This is a genomic window from Microlunatus phosphovorus NM-1 (assembly GCF_000270245.1).
Taxonomy (GTDB): domain Bacteria; phylum Actinomycetota; class Actinomycetes; order Propionibacteriales; family Propionibacteriaceae; genus Microlunatus; species Microlunatus phosphovorus.
In genome coordinates this window covers 4,352,732-4,372,408 of sequence record NC_015635.1, presented here as the reverse complement: position 1 = coordinate 4,372,408, position 19,677 = coordinate 4,352,732, and the positions used below count along the sequence as shown (strand labels likewise).

19 protein-coding genes are annotated in these 19,677 nt (G+C 67.2%); 13 read left to right on the top strand and 6 right to left on the bottom strand.

Annotation, left to right across the window (positions count from 1 at the left end; translation table 11 throughout):
• Nucleotides 1-103 precede the first annotated feature (103 nt).
• The 3 genes from MLP_RS19740 to MLP_RS19730 are packed head-to-tail and all read left to right on the top strand — an operon-like array spanning nt 104 to nt 2,103.
• Complete coding sequence (locus tag MLP_RS19740; RefSeq protein WP_013864940.1) at nt 104-1,108, top strand: TerC family protein; 1,005 nt, start codon at nt 104-106, stop codon at nt 1,106-1,108.
• A gap of 17 nt (nt 1,109-1,125) precedes the next feature.
• Nucleotides 1,126-1,638 carry a helix-turn-helix domain-containing protein gene (locus tag MLP_RS19735; RefSeq protein WP_013864939.1) on the top strand — a complete coding sequence of 171 codons (513 nt, stop codon included), beginning with the start codon at nt 1,126-1,128 and terminating at the stop codon, nt 1,636-1,638.
• Between the two features lie 18 nt (nt 1,639-1,656).
• Nucleotides 1,657-2,103, top strand: a complete 447-nt coding sequence (locus MLP_RS19730) for a VOC family protein (protein WP_013864938.1) — start codon at nt 1,657-1,659, stop codon at nt 2,101-2,103.
• A gap of 64 nt (nt 2,104-2,167) precedes the next feature.
• On the opposite strand, the gene MLP_RS19725 is transcribed toward MLP_RS19730, so the two are convergent.
• Nucleotides 2,168-2,704, bottom strand: coding sequence for a carboxymuconolactone decarboxylase family protein (locus MLP_RS19725; protein WP_013864937.1), 537 nt, complete (start codon nt 2,702-2,704; stop codon nt 2,168-2,170).
• 133 nt (nt 2,705-2,837) lie between these two features.
• Between MLP_RS19725 and MLP_RS19720 the strand changes: the two genes are divergently transcribed.
• Nucleotides 2,838-3,683 (top strand): AraC family transcriptional regulator, encoded by an 846-nt coding sequence (locus MLP_RS19720; RefSeq protein ID WP_041793061.1) that lies wholly within the window; start codon nt 2,838-2,840, stop codon nt 3,681-3,683.
• A 52-nt stretch (nt 3,684-3,735) separates the two neighbouring features.
• Here the strand turns inward: MLP_RS19720 and lon are convergent, their stop codons facing one another.
• The 4 genes from lon to MLP_RS19700 form a co-directional block, all read right to left on the bottom strand.
• Nucleotides 3,736-6,165, bottom strand: a complete 2,430-nt coding sequence (gene lon / locus MLP_RS19715) for an endopeptidase La (protein WP_041790335.1) — start codon at nt 6,163-6,165, stop codon at nt 3,736-3,738.
• 417 nt (nt 6,166-6,582) lie between these two features.
• Nucleotides 6,583-7,053 (bottom strand): VOC family protein, encoded by a 471-nt coding sequence (locus MLP_RS19710; protein ID WP_156821234.1) that lies wholly within the window; start codon nt 7,051-7,053, stop codon nt 6,583-6,585.
• A 123-nt stretch (nt 7,054-7,176) separates the two neighbouring features.
• Nucleotides 7,177-7,554, bottom strand: coding sequence for a TetR/AcrR family transcriptional regulator C-terminal domain-containing protein (locus MLP_RS19705; RefSeq protein WP_172641603.1), 378 nt, complete (start codon nt 7,552-7,554; stop codon nt 7,177-7,179).
• A gap of 542 nt (nt 7,555-8,096) precedes the next feature.
• Nucleotides 8,097-9,632: an aldehyde dehydrogenase family protein gene (locus MLP_RS19700; RefSeq protein WP_013864932.1), complete on the bottom strand. Its 1,536-nt coding sequence runs from the start codon at nt 9,630-9,632 to the stop codon at nt 8,097-8,099.
• Nucleotides 9,633-9,783: 151 nt separating this feature from the next.
• On the opposite strand from MLP_RS19700, the gene MLP_RS19695 reads away from it, so the two are divergent.
• From MLP_RS19695 to MLP_RS19685, 3 genes are read left to right on the top strand one after another with little or no spacing between them, the layout of a single operon-like run.
• Nucleotides 9,784-11,421: a choline dehydrogenase gene (locus tag MLP_RS19695; RefSeq protein WP_013864931.1), complete on the top strand. Its 1,638-nt coding sequence runs from the start codon at nt 9,784-9,786 to the stop codon at nt 11,419-11,421.
• Nucleotides 11,418-12,524, top strand: a complete 1,107-nt coding sequence (locus MLP_RS19690; protein WP_013864930.1) for a mandelate racemase/muconate lactonizing enzyme family protein — start codon at nt 11,418-11,420, stop codon at nt 12,522-12,524. The genes MLP_RS19695 and MLP_RS19690 overlap by 4 nt, the downstream gene beginning before the upstream one ends.
• Entirely contained in the window at nt 12,521-13,804 is a 1,284-nt protein-coding gene (locus MLP_RS19685; protein WP_013864929.1) for an NAD(P)/FAD-dependent oxidoreductase, read from the top strand. Before MLP_RS19690 ends, MLP_RS19685 begins: the two co-directional genes overlap by 4 nt.
• A 3-nt stretch (nt 13,805-13,807) precedes the next feature.
• On the opposite strand, the gene MLP_RS19680 is transcribed toward MLP_RS19685, so the two are convergent.
• The gene (locus tag MLP_RS19680) at nt 13,808-14,836 is read right to left on the bottom strand and encodes a helix-turn-helix domain-containing protein (protein ID WP_013864928.1); all 1,029 of its coding nucleotides are present in this window, start codon (nt 14,834-14,836) and stop codon (nt 13,808-13,810) included.
• A gap of 329 nt (nt 14,837-15,165) precedes the next feature.
• Here MLP_RS19680 and MLP_RS19675 point away from each other — a divergent pair, with 329 nt between their 5' ends.
• From MLP_RS19675 to MLP_RS19650, 6 genes are all read left to right on the top strand, one after another.
• Nucleotides 15,166-16,068 (top strand): helix-turn-helix transcriptional regulator, encoded by a 903-nt coding sequence (locus tag MLP_RS19675; protein WP_013864926.1) that lies wholly within the window; start codon nt 15,166-15,168, stop codon nt 16,066-16,068.
• A 136-nt stretch (nt 16,069-16,204) separates the two neighbouring features.
• On the top strand, nt 16,205-16,837 hold the full coding sequence (locus tag MLP_RS19670) for an alpha/beta hydrolase (RefSeq protein WP_013864925.1): 633 nt from the start codon (nt 16,205-16,207) through the stop codon (nt 16,835-16,837).
• A 42-nt stretch (nt 16,838-16,879) separates the two neighbouring features.
• The gene (locus tag MLP_RS19665) at nt 16,880-17,509 is read left to right on the top strand and encodes an NAD(P)H-binding protein (RefSeq protein ID WP_041790330.1); all 630 of its coding nucleotides are present in this window, start codon (nt 16,880-16,882) and stop codon (nt 17,507-17,509) included.
• 52 nt (nt 17,510-17,561) lie between these two features.
• Nucleotides 17,562-18,413 (top strand): aldo/keto reductase, encoded by an 852-nt coding sequence (locus MLP_RS19660; protein WP_013864923.1) that lies wholly within the window; start codon nt 17,562-17,564, stop codon nt 18,411-18,413.
• Nucleotides 18,414-18,506: 93 nt separating this feature from the next.
• Nucleotides 18,507-18,953: a hypothetical protein gene (locus MLP_RS19655; RefSeq protein ID WP_156821232.1), complete on the top strand. Its 447-nt coding sequence runs from the start codon at nt 18,507-18,509 to the stop codon at nt 18,951-18,953.
• 196 nt (nt 18,954-19,149) lie between these two features.
• Nucleotides 19,150-19,602 carry a pyridoxamine 5'-phosphate oxidase family protein gene (locus tag MLP_RS19650; protein WP_231851351.1) on the top strand — a complete coding sequence of 151 codons (453 nt, stop codon included), beginning with the start codon at nt 19,150-19,152 and terminating at the stop codon, nt 19,600-19,602.
• Nucleotides 19,603-19,677 lie beyond the last annotated feature (75 nt).

The window sequence follows — 19,677 nt, the reverse complement described above, 5'->3', positions numbered from 1 at the left end:
GGTGTGCCCGGTGCGGCGGCTGGCCTAGGGTGGCCGGTGGAAGAGACCTCCGAGATCGTGTCGTTCTCGGATCCATAGTCTCGGAAGGGGCCCCCACCCGCCCATGGATATTCATCTGTACACCTGGGTCGTCACCGTCGTCGTGATGATCGCCGTCCTTGGCTTCGATCTGTTCATCATCGGGCGCAAGCCGCACGAGCCGTCGATGAAGGAAGCGGGCATCGCGGTCAGCATCTTCGTCAGCCTGGCGATCCTGTTCGGGCTTGGCGTCTGGGCACTGTCCGGTCCGAGGTACGCAGGGGAGTTCTTCGCCGGCTGGCTGACTGAATACAGCCTGTCGATCGACAACCTGTTCATCTTCGTGATCATCATGGGCGCGATGAAGGTGCCCAGGCACCTGCAGCAGTACGCCTTGATGGTCGGCATCATCTTGGCGCTGATCTTCCGAGGCATCTTCATCGCCCTCGGCGCTGCGGCGATCAATCAGTTCTCCTGGATCTTCTTCCTGTTCGGCGCGTTCTTGATCTACACCGCGATCAAGCTGGTCATCGACTATCGCAGCCACGATGAGAGCGATGAGATGCCGGACAACGCGGCCATGCGGTTCGTCAAGCGGCGGTTCAAGTCAGTCGACGAATACCACGGCACCCGGCTTTCGGTGAACCTCGACGGCGTTCGGCACATCACGCCGATGTTGTTCGTCATCGTGGCCCTCGGCTCGACGGACCTGTTGTTCGCACTCGACTCGATCCCGGCGATCTACGGCCTGACCCAGGAGCCGTACCTCGTCTTCACTGCCAACGTGTTCGCCCTGATGGGCCTCCGGCAGCTCTACTTCCTGATCGGCGGCCTGCTCAAGCGGCTGGTCTACCTGTCGCTCGGCCTGTCGGTGATCCTGGCCTTCATCGGTGTGAAGCTGATCCTGCACGCGCTGCATCACTACCACCTGGCTGACTGGGCGCCCTGGGGCGGCGAGATCCCGATCTGGGTATCGCTGACAGTGATCATCGTGACCCTCCTCATCACCACCGTGGCCAGCCTGGTCAAGAGCCGGTACGAGGAGGACAGCGACGCGTCGAGCACCTCCAAGGGCACCTCTGAGGACTGAGGCCATACGGTGGCAGCGTGTCCGAGGTGCGTGTTCCCGACGATCTGCGTGCGGATCTTCGACGCGCGCGTGATCACGCCGATCGGAACTTCGCGGAGCCGCTGACGCTGGAGGATCTGGCCGCGGTGGCGATGCTCAGCAAGTACCACTTCCTCCGGCTGTTCCGGGCCGTCTATGGGCAGACACCTGCGGCGTATCTGTCGCAGCGTCGGGTGGAGCGTGCCCAGGATCTGCTGCGGACGACGAACCTGACGGTGACCGAGGTCTGCTTCGCGGTGGGGTTCGCCAGCCTCGGCTCGTTCAGCAGCCGGTTCAGTGAGATCACCGGGGAGACGCCGAGCGCCTTCCAAGCGCGGTGGGCGCGGGCCGGGGCACCACGGATTCCGGGCTGCTATGTGTTCATGTGGGGTCTGGCGGAGCGGCGGTCGGCTTTTGTCTCACCGTCCCCGCCAGACGTGGACAGTGAGACAAAACCGGGTCACCGAGGGGATCCGGCCTCCGCAATCTGGGAGAAGCCTGCCGGGGGATAAGCCTCGTAAGTTCGTCCCATGATCACCAACATCTCTTTGATCAGTGTCTGGGTGAAGGACATCGACGAGTCGCTGGCCTTCTACACCGACGTGCTCGGCTTCCAGGCCAAGGACGATCTCCAGCTCGGACCCGACTTCCGCTGGTGCACGGTGGTGCACCCCAATCAGCCCGAGCTGCAGGTGCACCTGACGACCCCGAGCAAGCCGCTGTCCGACGATCTGATCGCCGCCATGCAGCGAGCGCAGGAGTCCGGTGGACTGCCTGGGATCGGGCTGACCGTCGACGACTGCCGGGCCACTTACGAAGACCTGTCGGCCAAGGGCGTCCAGTTCATCCAGACCCCGGAGGAGCGACCGTACGGGGTCGAAGCCCTGATGCGGGACAACTCCGGGAACTGGATGGTGCTGGTCGAGCAGCGTGAGTACAGCGCGGCCGACTTCGAGGGTGCCGACATGTCCTCCTGACGCATCTCCGGCAGCCCTCTTCGTCAGCCCCCTGCGTCAGCTCCTTCTGTCAGCCCCTTGTGTGTCAGCGCAGTGGGACCTTGGGGAAGTCGACCGGCACTCCGAGCGCGATGTTGACGTAGTTGGTGAACAGGTTGAGCGCCACCTGCCCGATGGTCTCGACGATCTCGTCGTCGGTCCAACCCTGGTCGCGGACGGACTGCACGTCCTCCGGTGTCACCTGGCCGCGGCGTTCGACCAAGGCCAGGGCGAACGCCAGCAGGGCCGCGGTACGCGGATCGTCGGACTCGCCCGCTTGCGCAGTCCGCAATGCGTCACGGGAGAGGCCCGCCTTCCGTCCGAGGGCCGTGTGCGCGGCGAGACAGTATTCGCAGCTGTTGCGGTTCGCGACCGCGACGGCGATCTGTTCGCCCAGCGCCGGCCCGAGGGCGCCGCCGCCGTAGGCGACGAACGCACCCCACATGCTCTGCAGGGCGGCGGGGGAGTTCGCGACGGCTGCGAACATCGCGGGCACGGTGCCGAAGGCGGCATGGATCTGATCGAGCTGGTCCTTGACCGCACCGGTGGTGGACTCGCGATCGATCAGGGCGACATTGGGCATGGGTGCTCCTTGGATAGTGGCGACCTCCGGCGCTGCTCGCTGGAGGGGCTGCCCCAAGGCTGGCGTCTGAGTGCTGGACGAACTGCACCAGATCGTCTCGAATTCTTACCACTTCGTCTGGCAAGCTGTCGCTGTGACGTCACTGGATCGCCTGACTCCGCTGCTCGAACGCTTCCGGGTGCATACCCATCTGTTCCACGCTGGGCCGCTGTGCGGTGTCACCACCTTCGCAGCCCGGCCTGGACGAGGCTTCCTTCATGTGCTGCGGCGCGGTGAGCTGGAGATGACCTACCGAGTCGCCGGCGGTGGCCCAAGCAGGGCTCGGATCGATCGTCCGAGTCTGCTGTTCTATCCGCGCCCGCTGGAGCATGCTTTCCACAACGCGCCTACGCCGGACTCCGACTTCGCCTGCGCGGCACTCGACTTCGACGGCGGGACGACCCATCCGCTGGTCCGTACGCTGCCGCCGGTCATCGTTCTGCCGCTGGCAGAGGTCGACACTCTCACGCCGGCGCTCGAGCTGCTGTTCGCCGAGATCGACCAGGTCGGATGTGGCCGGACGGTGATTGCGGACCGGCTGTTCGAGGTGGTGTTGATCCAGCTCTTTCGCTGGATGCTCGAGCATCCCGACGAGCTGGCGCTGCCCACTGGTTTGCTGACGGGCCTGGGCGACGAGCAGCTCGCCCGGGCGCTCGTCGCCATCCACGAGGCTCCGGGCCGACCGTGGACCCTGGCCGCACTGGCGCGGGAGGCGGCCATGTCCAGGAGCTCGTTCGCCGCGAGGTTCAAACAACTCGTGGGGCAGCCGCCCGCGGAGTACCTGACGTGCTGGCGGATCACCGTCGCGCAGCAGCGGCTGCGCGACGGTGACTCCGTCGCCCGGACGGCCGTCGAACTCGGCTATGCCAACCCGCCCGCGTTCTCTCGTGCTTTCGCGAAACGAGTCGGCTGTTCGCCTCGCGCCTGGCTGGCGAGCTGATGGGCCCGCTCACGGGCGAGCGGGCCCATCAACTAGTGCTCACCGGCAGGCACTAGGCCGCGGTCGGTTGGCTGGCGGGGGCCGTCATCGACGGTTTGCCTGCAGCCGGCTCGAGTGCCAGTCGTACGATCTCGGCCACGTCGGTCATCGGACGTACGTCGATGTCGGCCAGCACCTCGGCCGGTACGTCATCGAGATCCGGCTCGTTGCGCTGAGGCACGAACACCGTGGTCAGACCCGCGCGCTGAGCAGCCAGCAGCTTCTGCTTGACGCCGCCGATCGGCAGCACTCGGCCGTTCAGGGTGACCTCGCCGGTCATCCCGACCTCGGAGCGCACCGGCTGACCGGTGGCCATCGACACCAGTGCGGTGACCATGGTGACGCCGGCCGATGGACCGTCCTTCGGCACCGCGCCCGCGGGTACGTGGATGTGGATATCACGATCCAGCGTTGACAGATCGGTGATGCCGAGCTGATCCGCGTGCGCCCGGACATAGCTCCACGCGATCTGCGCGGACTCCTTCATCACATCGCCCAACTGCCCGGTCAGGGTCAGGCTGCCGCGGCGCCGCTCCGCCGGTGTCGGGCTCGAGCCGGTCGCGGTACCGTCGGCTGCCGCCTCGATGAACAGCACATCGCCGCCGAGTCCGGTGACCGCGAGCCCGGTCGCAACTCCTGGCACCGAGGTCCGCTCATGCCCCTCGGGTGTGAAGCGTGGCCGGCCGAGATAGTGCACCAGGTTCTCGGCGTCGACCACGATCGCCGACACCTCCTCCCCGGAGTCGTCCCGATCGGCGGGCTCCTGGGACAGCGTCTCGGAGGCCAGCTCGGTGGCCGCCTTGCGCAGCGCCTTGGCCAAGAGTCGTTCCAGCTGCCGTACGCCCGGCTCCCGGGTGTAGTTGGCCGCGATCTCCCGCAGCGCCTCGTCGGTGATCTCCACCTCGGCGGAGGTCAGCGCCGCCAGTTCGGACTGCTTCGGCAGCAGGTAGTCCCGAGCGATGGCGATCTTGTCGTCCTCGGTGTAGCCGTCGAGGGTGACCAGCTCCATCCGGTCCAGCAGCGGCTGGGGGATCGATTCCAGCACGTTGGCGGTGGCCAGGAACACCACGTCGGACAGGTCGAGGTCGACCTCCAGATAGTGATCGCGGAACGTGTGGTTCTGCGCGGGGTCCAGCACCTCGAGCAGGGCTGCACTCGGATCGCCGCGGTAGTCCGAGCCGACCTTGTCGATCTCGTCCAGCAGCACGACCGGGTTCATCGAACCGGCCTCGGTGATCGCGCGTACGATCCGGCCGGGCAGCGCGCCGACGTACGTCCGCCGGTGTCCGCGGATCTCAGCCTCGTCCCGGACGCCACCGAGGGCGACCCGGACGAACTTGCGGCCCAGGGCACGGGCGACGGACTCGCCGAGTGAGGTTTTGCCGACGCCGGGCGGTCCGACCAGGGCGAGCACCGCGCCGGACCCACGTCCACCCACGACCTCGAGACCACGATTGGCGCGGCGGGCACGGATTGCCAGGTACTCCACGATCCGGTCCTTGACGTCGGTCAGGCCATGGTGGTCGGCATCGAGCACCGCTCGGGCGGCGACGATGTCGGTCGAGTCGGTGGTCTTGGTGTGCCAGGGCAGCTCGAGGATCGTGTCCAGCCAGGTGCGGAGGTAGCCGGCCTCGGGGCTCTGGTCGCTGCCGCGCTCCAGCTTGCCCACCTCACGCAGGGCGGCCTTGCGTACGTCCTCGGGCAGATCGGCTTCCTCGACCCGGGTGCGGTAGTCCTGGGCGCCGTCCGGTTCGTCCTCGCCGAGCTCCTTGCGGATGGCGTTGAGCTGCTGGCGGAGCAGGAACTCCCGCTGGCTCTTGTCCATCCCCTCGCGGACGTCGGAGGCGATCTTGTCGTTCACCTCGACCTCGGCGAGGTGATCCTTGGTCCAGCCGATCAGCAGGGTCAGTCGCTCGGCGACGTCAGGCGTCTCCAGCAGCTGCATCTTCTGCTCGTCGCTGAGATATCCGGCGTAGCCGGACAGGTCGGCCAGATTGGACGGGTCGGTGACCCGGTTGACCGTCTCGATCACCTGCCAGGCGTCACGACGCTGCAGAGACGCGATCACCAGCGACTTGTATTCGCTGGCCAGCGCCCGCACGGCGTCGGACTCGTGCCCGTCCTCGGTGATGTCCTCGGCCTCGACCCACAGGGCCGCGCCCGGACCGGTCACCCCGGAGCCGATCTTGACCCGGCGCTCGGCGCGGATCACCGCGGCGGCCTGACCACCCGCCGTGCGGCCGAGCTGCACGATGGTGGCGACTACGCCGTAGGTGGCATAGCGCTCCTCGAGCCGCGGTGCGACCAGCAGCTCATCGTCGCTGCTGGCCCGGGCCGCGTCCACGGCCGCCCGTGCGGTGTCGTCGAGTTCGATCGGCACGACCATGCCGGGAAGGACGACCAGATCGGTGAGGAAGAGAACGGGAAGTTGGGTTGTCGTCATGTATGTCCTCCAGACTTGCGGTCGCTCGAAGGGTTGAGCGACATACACTCAAGGCGTTGGAGGGCCGGTTTGTTCCCCGTTCGCTGTGGGCGTACAGGTGGATGTGCTTGTGTCAAATCCTGTAGGTTCTCGACCCACTTGTCGTTTCTCATTAACTTGTCGGTGGGCTGTCGTCTTCTCACTAACTTGTCGTCCAGCGGCTCGCGCTATTCGAACACCTGACGGCTGGCGAGGCCTATCCCCAGTCGCCGTTTAGCCCCCGATCACCGAGACTGATCACCGAACCAGTCTTGCGGGACGGCCCCTGAGCGTGGCGATGATGACAGCCGTCGTTGGTCGAGGGTGCATGCCGTTCACCGGACGTCTTGCTGGCCGAGGTACGTGAGGTGCCCGCCTTCGTACTGGCGGTAGGCGTACCTACTTAGAGACAGGGCGCTGAGACCAATCCGCTCCGAGGACCTGCAGTGCCTCGTCTACCGGCACTACGGCGACAGGCTGCGAAATCTCCCATAGGTAGCCGAACGGGTCAATGCACTCGGAAACCCGATCACCGTAGCTCGTGTCGGCCGGTTGCGCAGTGATCGTGCAGCCGTGGCCTTGGCAGTAGGCATAGGTGGCCGCGAGATCGTCCACGCCGAGCCCTAAAGCGACGCCTAGCCCGCGAGGCCCGCTCTGCACCTGGCGCTCACGCTCTGTGGGGGCGAACGGCATTCCGATCAGCGCATCGACGAGCAGCATCACTCCCTCCCGCTGGAGGATCGCCATCAACACTCGACCGTCATCCGCAGGGACCATCCCGACCTCGCCAAAACCCAGCCCACGGTAGAAGTGTGTTGCCTCGGACACGTCCGGCACCCGCAGTCCGACGCGGAATCTGCCCAACTCCATCAGAACATCCTGCACGAAACTCAGCGGCTCGGCTCGTTCGCTGGCCGGTCGTCTTCCGAACCGGGCGCACTGAGGGCAAGGTCATCGCCGTGAGGTTGCGCAGCACTCTTGCCCCGGAGCAGCTCACATCTGGAGCAGTCCCGTGAGCACGCCGCGGACTGTGCGCTCGAACAGGTCGCCAGCGATGGGTTCCTCCGCGGGCTGCGCGACGGCCGCCGCGAGGTGCGGGTAGGACTCGAGCGGGACGAGCGGAAAGATCGTTGCAGCGCCTGACGTCTCGCTTCGAGCCTGCTGGGCGAACAGGGCGGCGAGACCGGTCAGTACGGCGATGGCTTCAAACTTCACACGTGCGGTGGCATGGGTCGGCGTGAGCACGCCGAGACACGCGTCGAAGTAGGCCAGACTCTCAGGCCCGATGCTGGACGAGCGATAACCGAGCGTGATCAGCCACGGATGCCGCTCGTGCAACGCACGCTGTGCCGCGGCCAGGATCGCGGGCACCATGGGCTGATGCGAGAGTCGTCGAGGCCCATTGACTGGATCTCACCGACGCTTCCTCACGTCATTGAGCCGTTGACCTTCCCGATGTCAGATCGGCGACGAGCGAGTTCCATGCGCGGCCCAGAGGATGGAAGCATCGGCGTACGTGAGCCACGCCGTCCCCGTACCTCATCGACCAGGCGGCGGCACCTGGTCTCCAATCCCACCAGCAAGATGTCGTTGCCCTAGTCAACGCCACATCGCCGACGCCACATCGCCGACGCCACATCGCCGACGACAGATCGCGCGAGAACCTACATGTGCAGGTCGGGCGGGTCATGCGGCAATCGCCCTGATCCAGGGCCGAGCTGATGCAGGAGTTCGAGGTCGACGGCCGCTGGGCCGATCCTGAGCTCCCCGCCTCCTACAACGACGCACCCACGCAGACCTCCTCCTCCGTGGGCGTAGACCTTCACCAGGACAGGTTCGACGCGGGATGGAGGCGGGCCGGTGGATCGTTGCGAGCCGCAGCCTCCTCAATGGGGTCTGGTGATAGAGGACCGTCACACCGGCTGGCTTGTCGTGGATGATCGCGGCGCGACCCGTTTGACCGACCGTGGGCTGAGGAAGCGGATGGTGTTCCATACGGTGCCGACCTTGTCGTTGGTGCCGGACGCTCTGGCGCCACCGAAGGGTTGCTGGCCGACCACAGCGCCGGTGGGGTGGGAGTTGATCACGTAGTTGCCGGCGGTGTAGCGCAGGATGTCGTCGGCCTCGGTGATGGCGTGTTCGTCGGTGGCGAAGACTGCGCCGGTCAGTCCGTATCCGGTCGCGTTGTCGACCAGGTGCAGGGTCTTGGTCCAGTCGGCGTCGTCGTAGATGAGGGCCGCGGTGACGGGGGCGAACAGTTCCTCGGTCAAGAACGGAGACTGCGGGTCGTCGACCTGCAGCACCGTCGGCTCGACGAACCAGCCGACCTGGGCGTCGGCGTGCCCTCCGGTCAGGACGAGCCCTTCGGCCCGGGCCTGGGCCAGGGCGGCCTCGTGCTTGGCGAACTGGCGGGCGTTGATCACGGCGCCGATCTGGATGCCCGGCTCGGTCGGGTCGCCCATCCTCAACTGGGCGGTGCGGTCGAGAAGTTGATCACGGACGGTGGGCCACAGGCTGCGCGGGACGAAGAGCCGGGAGGCGGCCGAGCACTTCTGGCCTTGATAGTCGAACGCGCCGTGCACGACGGCATCGGTCAGCGCGTCGACGTCGGCCGATGGATGGACGACGACGAAGCCCTTGCCGCCGGTCTCGCCGACGACGCGGGGATAACTGCGGTATCCGGCGATGTTCGTGCCGACCGTTGTGAAGATCTGTTGGAACGTTGCGGTCGATCCGGTGAAGTGGACGGCGGCCAGTTCAGGGTGGGTCAGCACGGTGCCGCCGATCTCGGCGCCGTTGCCGTGCACCAGGTTGATCACGCCGTCGGGCAGGCCGGCGACTCGCAGCAGTTCCAGGGTCAGGTAAGCCGACCAGGACGCGCTCTCGGCCGGCTTCCAGACCACGGTGTTGCCGAGCAGCGCCGGTCCGAAGGCCAGATGGCTCATCGAGGCGTAGTTGAACGGAGACACCGCGAACACGAAGCCTTCCAGCGGCCGGTAGTCCAGGGTGTTGGTGACGCCGTCGACTGAGTCTGGCTGCACCGCGTACGCGGCCTCGAGGTTGGCTATGCCGGCCAGGAGCAGGTCGATGGTTTCGGCGGCGGCGTCGCCGTCGGCCTGGCCGTGGGTCTTGGACAGTTCGAGCATTGCCGCCGCGACGAGCCGGTCGCGCCATTCGCCGGCGGCGAGTAGTTCGGCGGCGCGGCGGAACGGCTGGACCCGCTGTGACCAGTCCTGGCGGTGCCAGTCGCGGGCCGCCGTCAAGGCGGTGTTGATCGCGGCCTCGGCCTCGGCCGCCGTTCCCCAATGCACGACGCCCAGCGGTCGATGGTGATCATGCGGCGCGACCACGGGGGCGGTCCAGCCGGTGCGGACCTCGCGGCCTCCGATGACGTGGGGGATGTCGACGGCGGTGGCGCGGGCGGTCGTGAGGGCCTGTTCGATGGTCACGGACTCGACCTTATGGGCCGAAGGATGGCCGGCGCCTCCGTCGGCCGCGGGAAGTTCACCGTCGATTCTTCGACAGCTGTCGAACGGTGCAGCCTGAACTTCCTCGGTCTGCCGGAGCAGGCGCCGACCGCGGATTCCTAGGCTGCTGCCCGTGAGTCCTACCTATGACTACGTGGTGATCGGGGCCGGCTCGGCCGGCTGCATCGTGGCCTCCCGGCTGAGTGAGGACCCGACGGTGCAGGTGCTGCTGGTCGAGGCCGGCGGTACCGACCGGCGACCGGAGTTGATCATGCCTGCGGCGCTGCCGTTCGCCTATCAGAACGCCGGCATCCAGTGGGGCTTTCGGGCCGGCCCGGAGCCGGAGCTGTCTGGCCGCAGTACTGAGGAGAAGCAAGGCAAGGTGCTGGGCGGCACCTCGTCGATCAATGCGATGATCTTCAACCGGGGCAATCCGCTGGACTATGAGGGTTGGGCTGCGCAGGGCTTACCGGATTGGGACTACGCCCACTGTCTGCCCTACTTCCGCAAGATGGAGACCTTCGCCGAGGGCGGGAACGAGTGGCGCGGCGACTCGGGGCCGATGCAGGTCAGTCGATGCGCGGCCGAGCACCAGCTGTACGACGCGTTCCTGATCAGCGGGGAGCAGGCCGGCCAACAGGTGGCGTCGGACCATAACGGCTTTCGCCAGGAAGGACTGCACATCGCCCAGTCGTCGATCCACCGGGGATTGCGCTGGAGCACCGCGCGCGGCTTCCTGCGGCCGGCCATTCGGCGGCCGAACCTGCACCTGTTGACCCGGACCCAGGTCACCAAGATTGTCGTGAGCGGCGGCGTGGCTACCGGGATCGGGTACGCCGACGGCAGCCGGACCAACGTCGTGCACGCCCACCGCGAGGTGATCGTCTCGGCCGGCGCGTTCAACTCGCCCAAGCTGCTGCTGCTGTCGGGAATCGGGCCGGGGGAGGAATTGCGCCGGCACGGCATCGAGATGGTCAGTGAGCTGCCGGCGGTGGGTCGGAGTCTGGAGAACCATCCCGGCGTCGACGTGCAGTGGTCGGTCGATGACGCCGACTCGCTGACCAGCCAGGTCGGGCCGATCGGTCAGGTCAAGCTGGCCGCGCAGTGGGCGGTGCTGCGGCGGGGTCTGGGGGCGAGCAACTTCTTCGAAGCGGGCGCGTTCCTGCGGACGGATGAGTCGCAGCCGTTCCCCAACGTGCAGTACGAGTTCCTCCCGTTGACCCGCAAGCTGGTCGGCCGCAGGCTTGTGCCAGTCCCGGGGTTCCAGTTCTGGATGGATCTGTCCCGGCCGCTCAGCCGGGGTTCGGTCACTCTGCGTTCCTCCGATCCGGCCGCGGCGCCGTCGATCGTGTTCAATCATCTGGCGCAGCGGCAGGACCTGCTCGATCTGGTGGCAGCGATTCGGCTGATCCGTGGTGTCGTCTCTCAGCCGGCCTTCGCCCGCTACAACAAGGGCGAGCTCCATCCCGGCTCGGACTGCCGGAGTGATGCCGATCTCGAGGCCTTTGTCCGGGCCAAGCTCGGCACCTCCTACCACCCGTCGGGAAGCTGCCGGATGGGTACCGGCGACGACTCGGTGGTCGACCAGCAGGGCCGGGTCCACACGGTCGGCCGGCTCCGCGTGGTCGACGCCTCGATCATGCCCCGAGTCCCGACCTGCAACCTCAACGCGCCGACCATGATGATTGCCGAGAAGCTGTCCGACGCCATCCTCGGCCGGCCGGCGCTCGCCCCGTCCACGGCCAACTTCTACCGAACGGAGGCGGCGTGAAGATCACCGCGGTCGAAGCCATCCCGCTGAAGGCGACTTTCGCTCAGACGTTCCGGTTCGGCACCACCGACCGCACCACCTCGCCGAACGTGGTCGTGATCATCCGGACCGACGACGGTGCGGTGGGCTATGGGGAGGCGTGTCCGGTTCCGGCGTTCACCTCCGAGACCCAGCACTCGATCGTCGAGCTGATCGCCGAGCGGGTCGCGCCGGTACTCATCGGCCGCGACCCGATGCAGCATGTGCCGCTGCTGGCCGACGTGGCCCGGGTGCTGAAGTTCGCGCCGTTCACCGTGACCGCCATCGATACCGCGCTGTACGACCTGGCCGGCCGCGCGCTTGGTGTGCCGGTGTCCACGCTGCTCGGCGGTGCCTTCCGGGACCGAGTCGCGGTGCACGGCTCGGTCGGCTGGGACGAGGACCCGGCGGCCATGGCCGACCTCGCCGTCGAGCAGGCCGCGACCTACACCTCGATCAAGACCTACGCGGGCCGCGGCGAACTGGGCGCCGACCTGGACCGGCTGCAGGCGATCCGCGATGCCATCGGCCCCGAGATCGCGCTGTTCGTCGACGTCAACGGCATGTGGCAGCCCAGCGATCTGGTCCGGGCGTTGCCCCGGGTGCCCGAGATCGGGTTGTCGATGCTCGAGCAGCCGCTCCCGGTGCAGTCCACCGGCCTTTTGACCACCCTGGTCGGGCAGCTACGGGTCGACATCTGCGCCGACGAGTCGGTGCGGACGGTCACCGACGCGGCCCGGCTGGCTGCCGATCGCACGGCAACCGTGATCAACCTCGGGCACTCCAAGCTCGGCGGTCCGACCGCCGCCCGGCAGGCCGCGCAGGTCGCCGACGCGGCCGGCCTGGGGCTGATGGTCGGCAGCGTCATCGAGATGGGCATCGCCACGGCCATGGGTCTGCACCTCGCCGCGGCGCTGCCGCGGCTGGCCTACCCCGCGTACCTGATGGGCCCGCTGAAGTACCGGCAGGTGATCGCCACCCCGCAGGTCGAGGTGATCGGTTCGGCCATTGCCGTGCCGACCGGTCCAGGTCTCGGCGTGGACGTCGACGAGGCCGCACTGCGCCGACTGGACGCCCGCCGATGAACCCCGGAACGGCGGACGTGGTGGTGGTCGGCGCCGGCATCGTCGGAGTCTGTGCGGCCGCCGAACTGGCCGAACGTGGAGCCAAGGTCGTGCTGCTGGAGAAGGAGTCCGGTCCGGCCCGTGAGGGGTCCGGTCGGGCTCAGGGTTCGCTGCGAGTTCAGGGGCGCCACGGATCGGAGCTGGCGTTGGCCCGCGAAGCGCTGGACCGCTGGCACGCCGCAGCCCAGGACGGTGACTTCGAGCTGGTCCGCGGCGGCAATCTCTACCTGCAGACCCGACCCGAGGAGGCGACCCTGCTCACCGCCCTGGTTGACGAGGCCCGCCGGGTCGGGTTCGACAGCGTGGAACTGCTCACCCCCGATCAGGTACGCGAGCACGTCCCCGCCGCAACCGGGGATTTCCTCGGCGCGATGTGGAGCCCGACCGACGCCCAGTGCCAGCCTGACCAGGGCACCGCACACTTCGCCGCCCGAGCCGAACGGCACGGCGCCGACCTCCGCTACGGAGCCAAGGCGACCCGGCTGATCGAGACCGGCGGTCGAATCCGCGGCGTCGACACCGCGAACGGGCCGATCCATGCGGGCGCTGTCGTGCTCGCCGGCGGGGTCTGGACCCCGTACCTGGCCCGGACAGTCGGGTTGCGGGTGCCGATCATGCCCGTGGTCATGTCCGAGCTGGAGACCGAACCGGTCGAGCCGTTGTTCGCCGCCACCCTGCGCGCGTTCGGGTTCGGCGCCCGACAACGCCCCAACGGTCAGGTCGTGGTCAGCGCAGGACTGAACGCCCGGGTCCGGCACGGCGTCTCACTGTCCGATCTGGACGGTCTGCGCCACTGGGCCCCGCGAGCCTGGTCGTTCCGCAAGTCGATCGGACTGCGGCTGGACTGGCGACGGATCGGACAGCAGATCCGGCACCGCAAGGTGATCCACCCGGCGCTCATTCCCGACACCTCGCCGGAGCCGACCGTCGACCTCCCCCTCGTCGATGCGTCGCTGGCCCGGCTGGCCACCGTCATCCCGGCCCTGCGCACCGCCCGGCGTGCTCGCTCCTGGGGCGGACTGGTCGACATGACCCCGGACGGACTGCCGATCATCGACGCCCCCGGCCCGGCCGGCCTGGTCACCATCACCGGCCTGTGCGGTCATGGCTTCACCCTCGGCCCGGCCCTCGGGGCGACCGCCGCCGACCTGGCCACGACCGGACGGACGGAACGCGACCTCACCGCATTCACCTTGAACCGGTTCGACGGCAAGGTCGCCCAACCGCAATTGCTGATCTGACGGTCAGTCGGCGACCCGGCGATAGGCGTCGAGCCACAGAGCCAGGTGAAGGTCGGCGGTCTCACCGCCACCCAACAGTCTGACCCCGGTCAACTGCTGGATCCGCTCCAGCCGGTAGTACAGCGTCGTCCGATGCAGGTGGAGATCGGCCGCGGCCACGGCCACGTCTGCGCCATGGTCCAGCACCACTCGAGCGGTGACCAGGAGATCGTCCCTCGGTTGCGTGCGCAGCACCTCGACGGCCGGGTGTACCGCCGACACCGCCAGCTCCGGCGGCGCGGCCACGACGAGCCGCCACCCGCCCAGGCAGTTCCAGGTGGGCGCCTTGAGCGTCGCACCGGCCGCGATGACCCGAACCACTGCCAGCGCCCGGTCCGCGGCCACCTTGAGGTCGGCCAGCGGCAGTGGGTCCCCGCTGGTGGCAGGCCGGGGACGACGTCGTACGACGTGCGCGCTCATCGCGCCCGGCAGCCGCCAGCCACCGGCACGCGCGGGAGCTTCCACCTGGACCGCAACATCGTGGGGCAGATGCTCGATCCGAGCCAGTTCGGCGGCAGCGTCTGGGTCGGACCGGGTCAGCAGCATGCCGATCAGCTCGTCGCGGCGCAGTCGTCGATCCAGCTCCGCGCTCGCGACCGCCGCCAGCGCGTCGCCGGCGATCTCCGCACACTCGATCAACACCGGTAGCAGCCCGGCCCGGCCGAGCGCATCATCGGGATCTAGGACCCAGACGTAGCCCATCAGGCGGCCTTGGTGGCGAGCGGGCATGCACCATCGGGCCAACATTCCACGATCCGGCAGGTCCGGCGTGCGCACCGGACCTTCCGCTTCCCGGATGCCGAAACGGGGGATCACTTCGGCGGCCAGCGGATCAACCCGGCGATCGAGGATCGTCGATGCCCGACTCGGGTCCACCGCACCACGCGTGCTCCACCACATCGGACGTTGCCGAACGTCCTCCACCAGCACCGACAGATTCGCTGCAGCCGCGAGCCGGTCGACAGCCCTTTGGGCCTCTACGGACGAAGTCACCGACCGCTCCCTCCGGTATCGATCCTGACTCTACAGATGTCGAATTCACTATGTCGCCGCGAGTCGCGTTCACTGGTCCCTTGCTGGACGCCGCTCGTGGCCGGACGTAGGCTTTTCGCGGGCAGGTCTTGGGGCGAAACCCTGCGCCTGTGGCCTGACGCAGGGCCGATCGGGTCCTAGAGCGGACGGCTTGTGGAACGTGGTCTTCCTTTCGTTTCCGGAGGAGGAGGTCACGAGTTCCGACTTGGACTTGGACGCGCTCTTCGCCTTTGCCCATGGGTGGTTGCTGGTGCCTGGTTGGTCAGCGGTCGGCTTCGTAGCCTGGGGTCATGGAGGGGTCGCGGCAGGTCAGGGATTTCTTGATGTCGAGGCGGGCCCGGGTGACACCGGAGCAGGCCGGGCTGCCGGCCGGCGGTGGGAGACGCCGGGTGAGTGGGCTGCGTCGTGAGGAGGTCGCCGTCCTGGCCGGTGTAAGTACGGAGTACTACGCGCAGATCGAACGAGGCGATATCGCCCGGGCCTCGGAAGAGATCTTGGAGGCGATCGCTTCGGCCCTCCAGTTGGATGACGTCGAGCGGCAGCATCTGATCGACCTGGCGTACGCAGCGCGATTACGTCCCCGCCGTCCGATGGCGTCGGGTCGGGTGCCGCCGAATGTGCAGCGGATGCTGGATGCGATGCCGGACCTGCCGGCCATGATCCAAAACGCCCGGCTCGACCTGCTCGCCACCAACGCCCTCGGACGCGCGCTGTACGCCGACGTCTACGCCCACCACCGTGGGCCCCGCGTCGCGAACATGGCCTGCTACCTGTTCCTTCAGGAGAGTAGCCACGAGATGTTCCCCGACTGGAACGCGGTCGCCGACGATGCGGTCGCGATGCTGCAAGCGGCATCGGCCCGCACCCCGCGCACGAAGTCGCTCGTGGAGCTGATCGGTCAGCTCTCGACGGCGAGCGTGGACTTCCGTGCGAAGTGGGCGACGCGGAACGTCTCGGCCCACCGTCGTGGGAGGAAGCGCATCCGTCATCCAGAGGTGGGGGAGCTCGCCCTGGAGTACGAGGCGTTGGAGTTGCCCGGTACCCGGGGCCTGCAGATGGTGACGTTCCTGCCCGTGCCGGGCTCGCCGGCCGAGGACGCGCTACGGCTACTGGGCAGCTGGACCGCCACGCGCCGGGCCCGTCCTGACGACTCGGCGCAACTCGACGCAGGCACAACACCCGGCCACGCCTAGATACCCGACCGACGGCGGGCGCGTTGGGGTGGGTCACCAGCACATGCCTTGTTCCTCGCCAGGTCCATACCGTGGAAAGCGCACCGGTCTCGACCGCGCGAACAGCGTTTCCCGACTCTCCCGAAGGAGTTAGCCCATGCCGAGCATCGAGCACGTCACGTTCAAGAACCGCGACATGTTCTGGGAGATCGCGGCAGACATCTACCTCCCGCCGCACTTCGATCCAGATCGTCAGTTCCCGACGATTGTGGTGGCCCACCCGATCGGCTCCTGCAAGGAGCAGACCTCGGGTGAGATCTTCTCCGCCCGGCTGGCCGAACAGGGCTTCGTCGCCGTCGCGTTCGACGCGAGCTTCCAAGGTGCCTCCGGCGGTGACCCTCGCGCAATCGAGGACCCGACCCTGCGAATCGAAGACTTCCGCCACGTCGCCGACTTCCTGGGCGCGACCGACTACTACAAGACCGATCGCGGGGCCAAGCCTCACGGTCGCAACCAGACCCTGCGCTCTCACCTGGGATCCGGCTACGGCTGGGATGCGTTCCACCTCGCCGAAGAACTGCTCACCCAACCGCTGTTGGTGATCGTGGGCAGCGTGCCCGGCGGCTTCGGCGCGTACCGTGACGGCCACGAGATCGTGCGCCGAGCCCGCTCCCAGCAGAAGGAACTCGTCGTCATCGATGGCTGGTCGCACTACGACCTGTACGACAAGCCGGAGCCGGTCGCCCAGGCGATGGCGAAGCTCGTCCCGTTCTTCACCAAGAACCTCTGATCAACCTGACTCTCATCCAGCCCTTTTGACAGGAGATCCCTCATCACCAAGGTATTAGTCCTCGGCGCCTCCGGGCAGATCGCCCGCCACGCCATCCCGTTGCTGGCCGATCAAGGCGAAACGCTCACCCTGTTCGCTCGCGACACCAGCCGCATCCACGCCGTCCCCGAGGGTGCGGCCGTGATCCAGGGTGACGTCAACGACCGCGTGACTCTCGCCCAGGCGGTCCGCGGACAAGACGTGGTGTACGCCAACCTTGCCGGTGACATCGACCGGCAAGCCCAGGCCGTTGTCGAGACGATGCAGGCCGAGGGCGTGCAGCGCCTGATCTTCGTCACCGCGCTCGGCATCTACCGCGAGGTGCCCGGCGCGTTCGGCCGCTGGAACCGCGACACCATCGGCGAAGCCACTCTCGATACCTATGCCGCCGCCTCCGACACCGTCGAGGCGTCGACACTGGACTACACCGTGCTGCGGCCGGCGTGGCTGTCCGACGCCGACGAGATCAACTACCAGACCACCCGACGCGACGAGCCCTTCCGCGGCACCACCGTGTCACGCAGAAGCGTCGCCGCGCTGGTCGCCGACCTCGTGGCGAACCCGGACACGCACATCCGGGAGAACCTCGGCGTGAACAAACCCAGCACCGACGGCGACCGCCCCGTCTGGTAGCCCACCTCTGATCTGTTCAGCAAGCCCTTCCCTCCACCGAAAGACACACCTCATGCAGACCGTCACGCTCAACAACGGCGTCGAGATGCCGATCCTCGGCTACGGCGTCTACCAGATCGACCCCGCACACACCGAGGAAGCGGTCGCCGCGGCTCTCGCCGCCGGCTACCGATCTATCGACACCGCCGCCGCGTACGAGAACGAGGAAGCCGTCGGCGCAGCGATCGCGAACTCAGGCATCCCCCGCGACCAGCTGTTCATCACTACCAAGCTGTGGGTGCAAGACGCCCCCGCCGAAGCCAACACCCTCGGCGCGTTCGACGCCTCGCTCCGCAAGCTCGGGCTGGACTACCTCGACCTGTATCTCATCCACCAGCCCTTCGGTGACTATTACGGCCAGTGGCGGGCGATGGAGAAGATCAACAAGGACGGCCGTGCCCGCGCGATCGGTGTGTCGAACCTGCCGTCCGACCGGCTCATCGACCTGTGCCTCAACAACACCATCACACCAGCTGTCAACCAGATCGAAACGAACCCGTACCACCAACGCATCGCCGACCACGCAATCCTCACCGACCACGGCGTTCAGATCGAATCCTGGGGGCCCTTCGCCGACGGCAAAGACGGACTCTTCACCAACGACCTCCTCCTCGGCATCGCCGACAAGCACGGCAAGACCGTCGCCCAGATCACCCTCCGCTGGATGATCCAACGCGGCGTCGTCGTCATCCCCAAATCGGCCAACCCCGACCGCATGGCCGAGAACCTCAACGTGTTCGACTTTGCTCTTAGCGATGACGACATGAACCAGATCGCCACCCTCGATGAAGGCACCTCCCGGCTCTTCAACCACCAAGACCCCGCCACCGTCCGCTGGCTCGCTACCCGCCGCATCGACAGCTGACGTCGCTCTGGGCCGCAGCGGCTCATGGAGCTCATCTCCGGTAGCCGGTCCCGTCCAGGACGCGGATCAGGGCCGCACGTAAACCGAACGGCGATGGCCGGCGAGCACCGAGGAATCCGACAAGATAGTGAGAAAGTGGTGTACAAGATGGCTGCCGAAGCCCTGGTGAGGCGGATCACTCGCGTCGATACTGCGAGCAACCATCCGACGTCCAGCGTTGACGTGACGCTGCTGCACGAGCTGGAAATCGAAGGCGGGCGGTCGGTGGTTCTTCTCCGCGATCGCGGCTTCGGCGGCTCGACGCCGTGGGGGACTGTATCGGTCGATGAGCTCGAAACCCACGCTCGGGCAACGGTCGGTCCTGATGAGCCGTTCGATGGACTGACCGCCGAGGACATGGAGCGCGACTATTGGCGCTATCTCGCTGCGCTGGCCGCCGAGCAGGGTGTCCTTGTGACCGCCGTCGAGCTCAGCGAGCTTTCACATCATGTCGAGTTTGCCCCTCGGTTGCTCCGGCTTCTTGACACACGGACTCCCTAGCGAGCCCAGCCCTTGTGGGGCCCGTACGTCTTGCGCCCATGGGCCAAAGATGATCGGCGGCGAGGCGTAAGGCCCGTACGTCTCGCGCCCGCGGGCCAAAGACGACCAGTATGCGAACTGCCCGGGTTACTCATAGCTCCTGCGGTCCCAACTACGAAGCTGACGCACACCCGTCAGACCCCGCAGCAATACGTGGATGTCGGTGGTCGTGCATATGGTCAGAGACATGCCTCTCTCCGCCCATGAGCGCCAGCAGTTTCTAGCCGAGCCCCACGTCGCCGCGCTGTCCGTTACTGCAGGCCCAAACCGGGGGCCACTTACAGTTCCGATCTGGTACCAGTACGCGCCCGGCGGTTTGGTCTGGATCCTCACGCCGCCGGAATCGCGCAAAGCGAAGCTCATCGAGAGTTCTGGTCGATTCACGCTTCTTGTCCAACGGACGACCCCGACCACGCGGTATGTCAGCGTCGAGGGGCGGGTGACTGACATGAGGCCGTCAACTGAGGACGAGGTCGGACAGATGGCATGTCGGTATCTGCCGGCAGATCAGGTCGGGCCTTACATCGAATTCGCCCGGCATGAGCACCTGATCCAGATGACGCCTGAACGCTGGCTCTCAGCCGACTTGGGCTCGATGGGGAGTAGTTGACGGTCGGACCCGAGGATTCGTTGACCGGACGCTGACCGGCGGGCCTCGCTGTTGGCTCCGACTCCAGTGACTCCG

Coding starts and splice junctions, on each gene's coding strand:
- MLP_RS19740 (WP_013864940.1), top strand. CDS start 104: ATGGATATTCATCTGTACACCTGGGTCGTCACCGTCGTCGTGATGATC.
- MLP_RS19730 (WP_013864938.1), top strand. CDS start 1,657: ATGATCACCAACATCTCTTTGATCAGTGTCTGGGTGAAGGACATCGAC.
- MLP_RS19725 (WP_013864937.1), bottom strand. CDS start 2,704: ATGCCCAATGTCGCCCTGATCGATCGCGAGTCCACCACCGGTGCGGTC.
- lon (WP_041790335.1), bottom strand. CDS start 6,165: ATGACGACAACCCAACTTCCCGTTCTCTTCCTCACCGATCTGGTCGTC.
- MLP_RS19710 (WP_156821234.1), bottom strand. CDS start 7,053: ATGGAGTTGGGCAGATTCCGCGTCGGACTGCGGGTGCCGGACGTGTCC.
- MLP_RS19685 (WP_013864929.1), top strand. CDS start 12,521: ATGAACCCCGGAACGGCGGACGTGGTGGTGGTCGGCGCCGGCATCGTC.
- MLP_RS19675 (WP_013864926.1), top strand. CDS start 15,166: ATGGAGGGGTCGCGGCAGGTCAGGGATTTCTTGATGTCGAGGCGGGCC.
- MLP_RS19670 (WP_013864925.1), top strand. CDS start 16,205: ATGCCGAGCATCGAGCACGTCACGTTCAAGAACCGCGACATGTTCTGG.
- MLP_RS19660 (WP_013864923.1), top strand. CDS start 17,562: ATGCAGACCGTCACGCTCAACAACGGCGTCGAGATGCCGATCCTCGGC.
- MLP_RS19655 (WP_156821232.1), top strand. CDS start 18,507: ATGGCCGGCGAGCACCGAGGAATCCGACAAGATAGTGAGAAAGTGGTG.
- MLP_RS19650 (WP_231851351.1), top strand. CDS start 19,150: ATGTCGGTGGTCGTGCATATGGTCAGAGACATGCCTCTCTCCGCCCAT.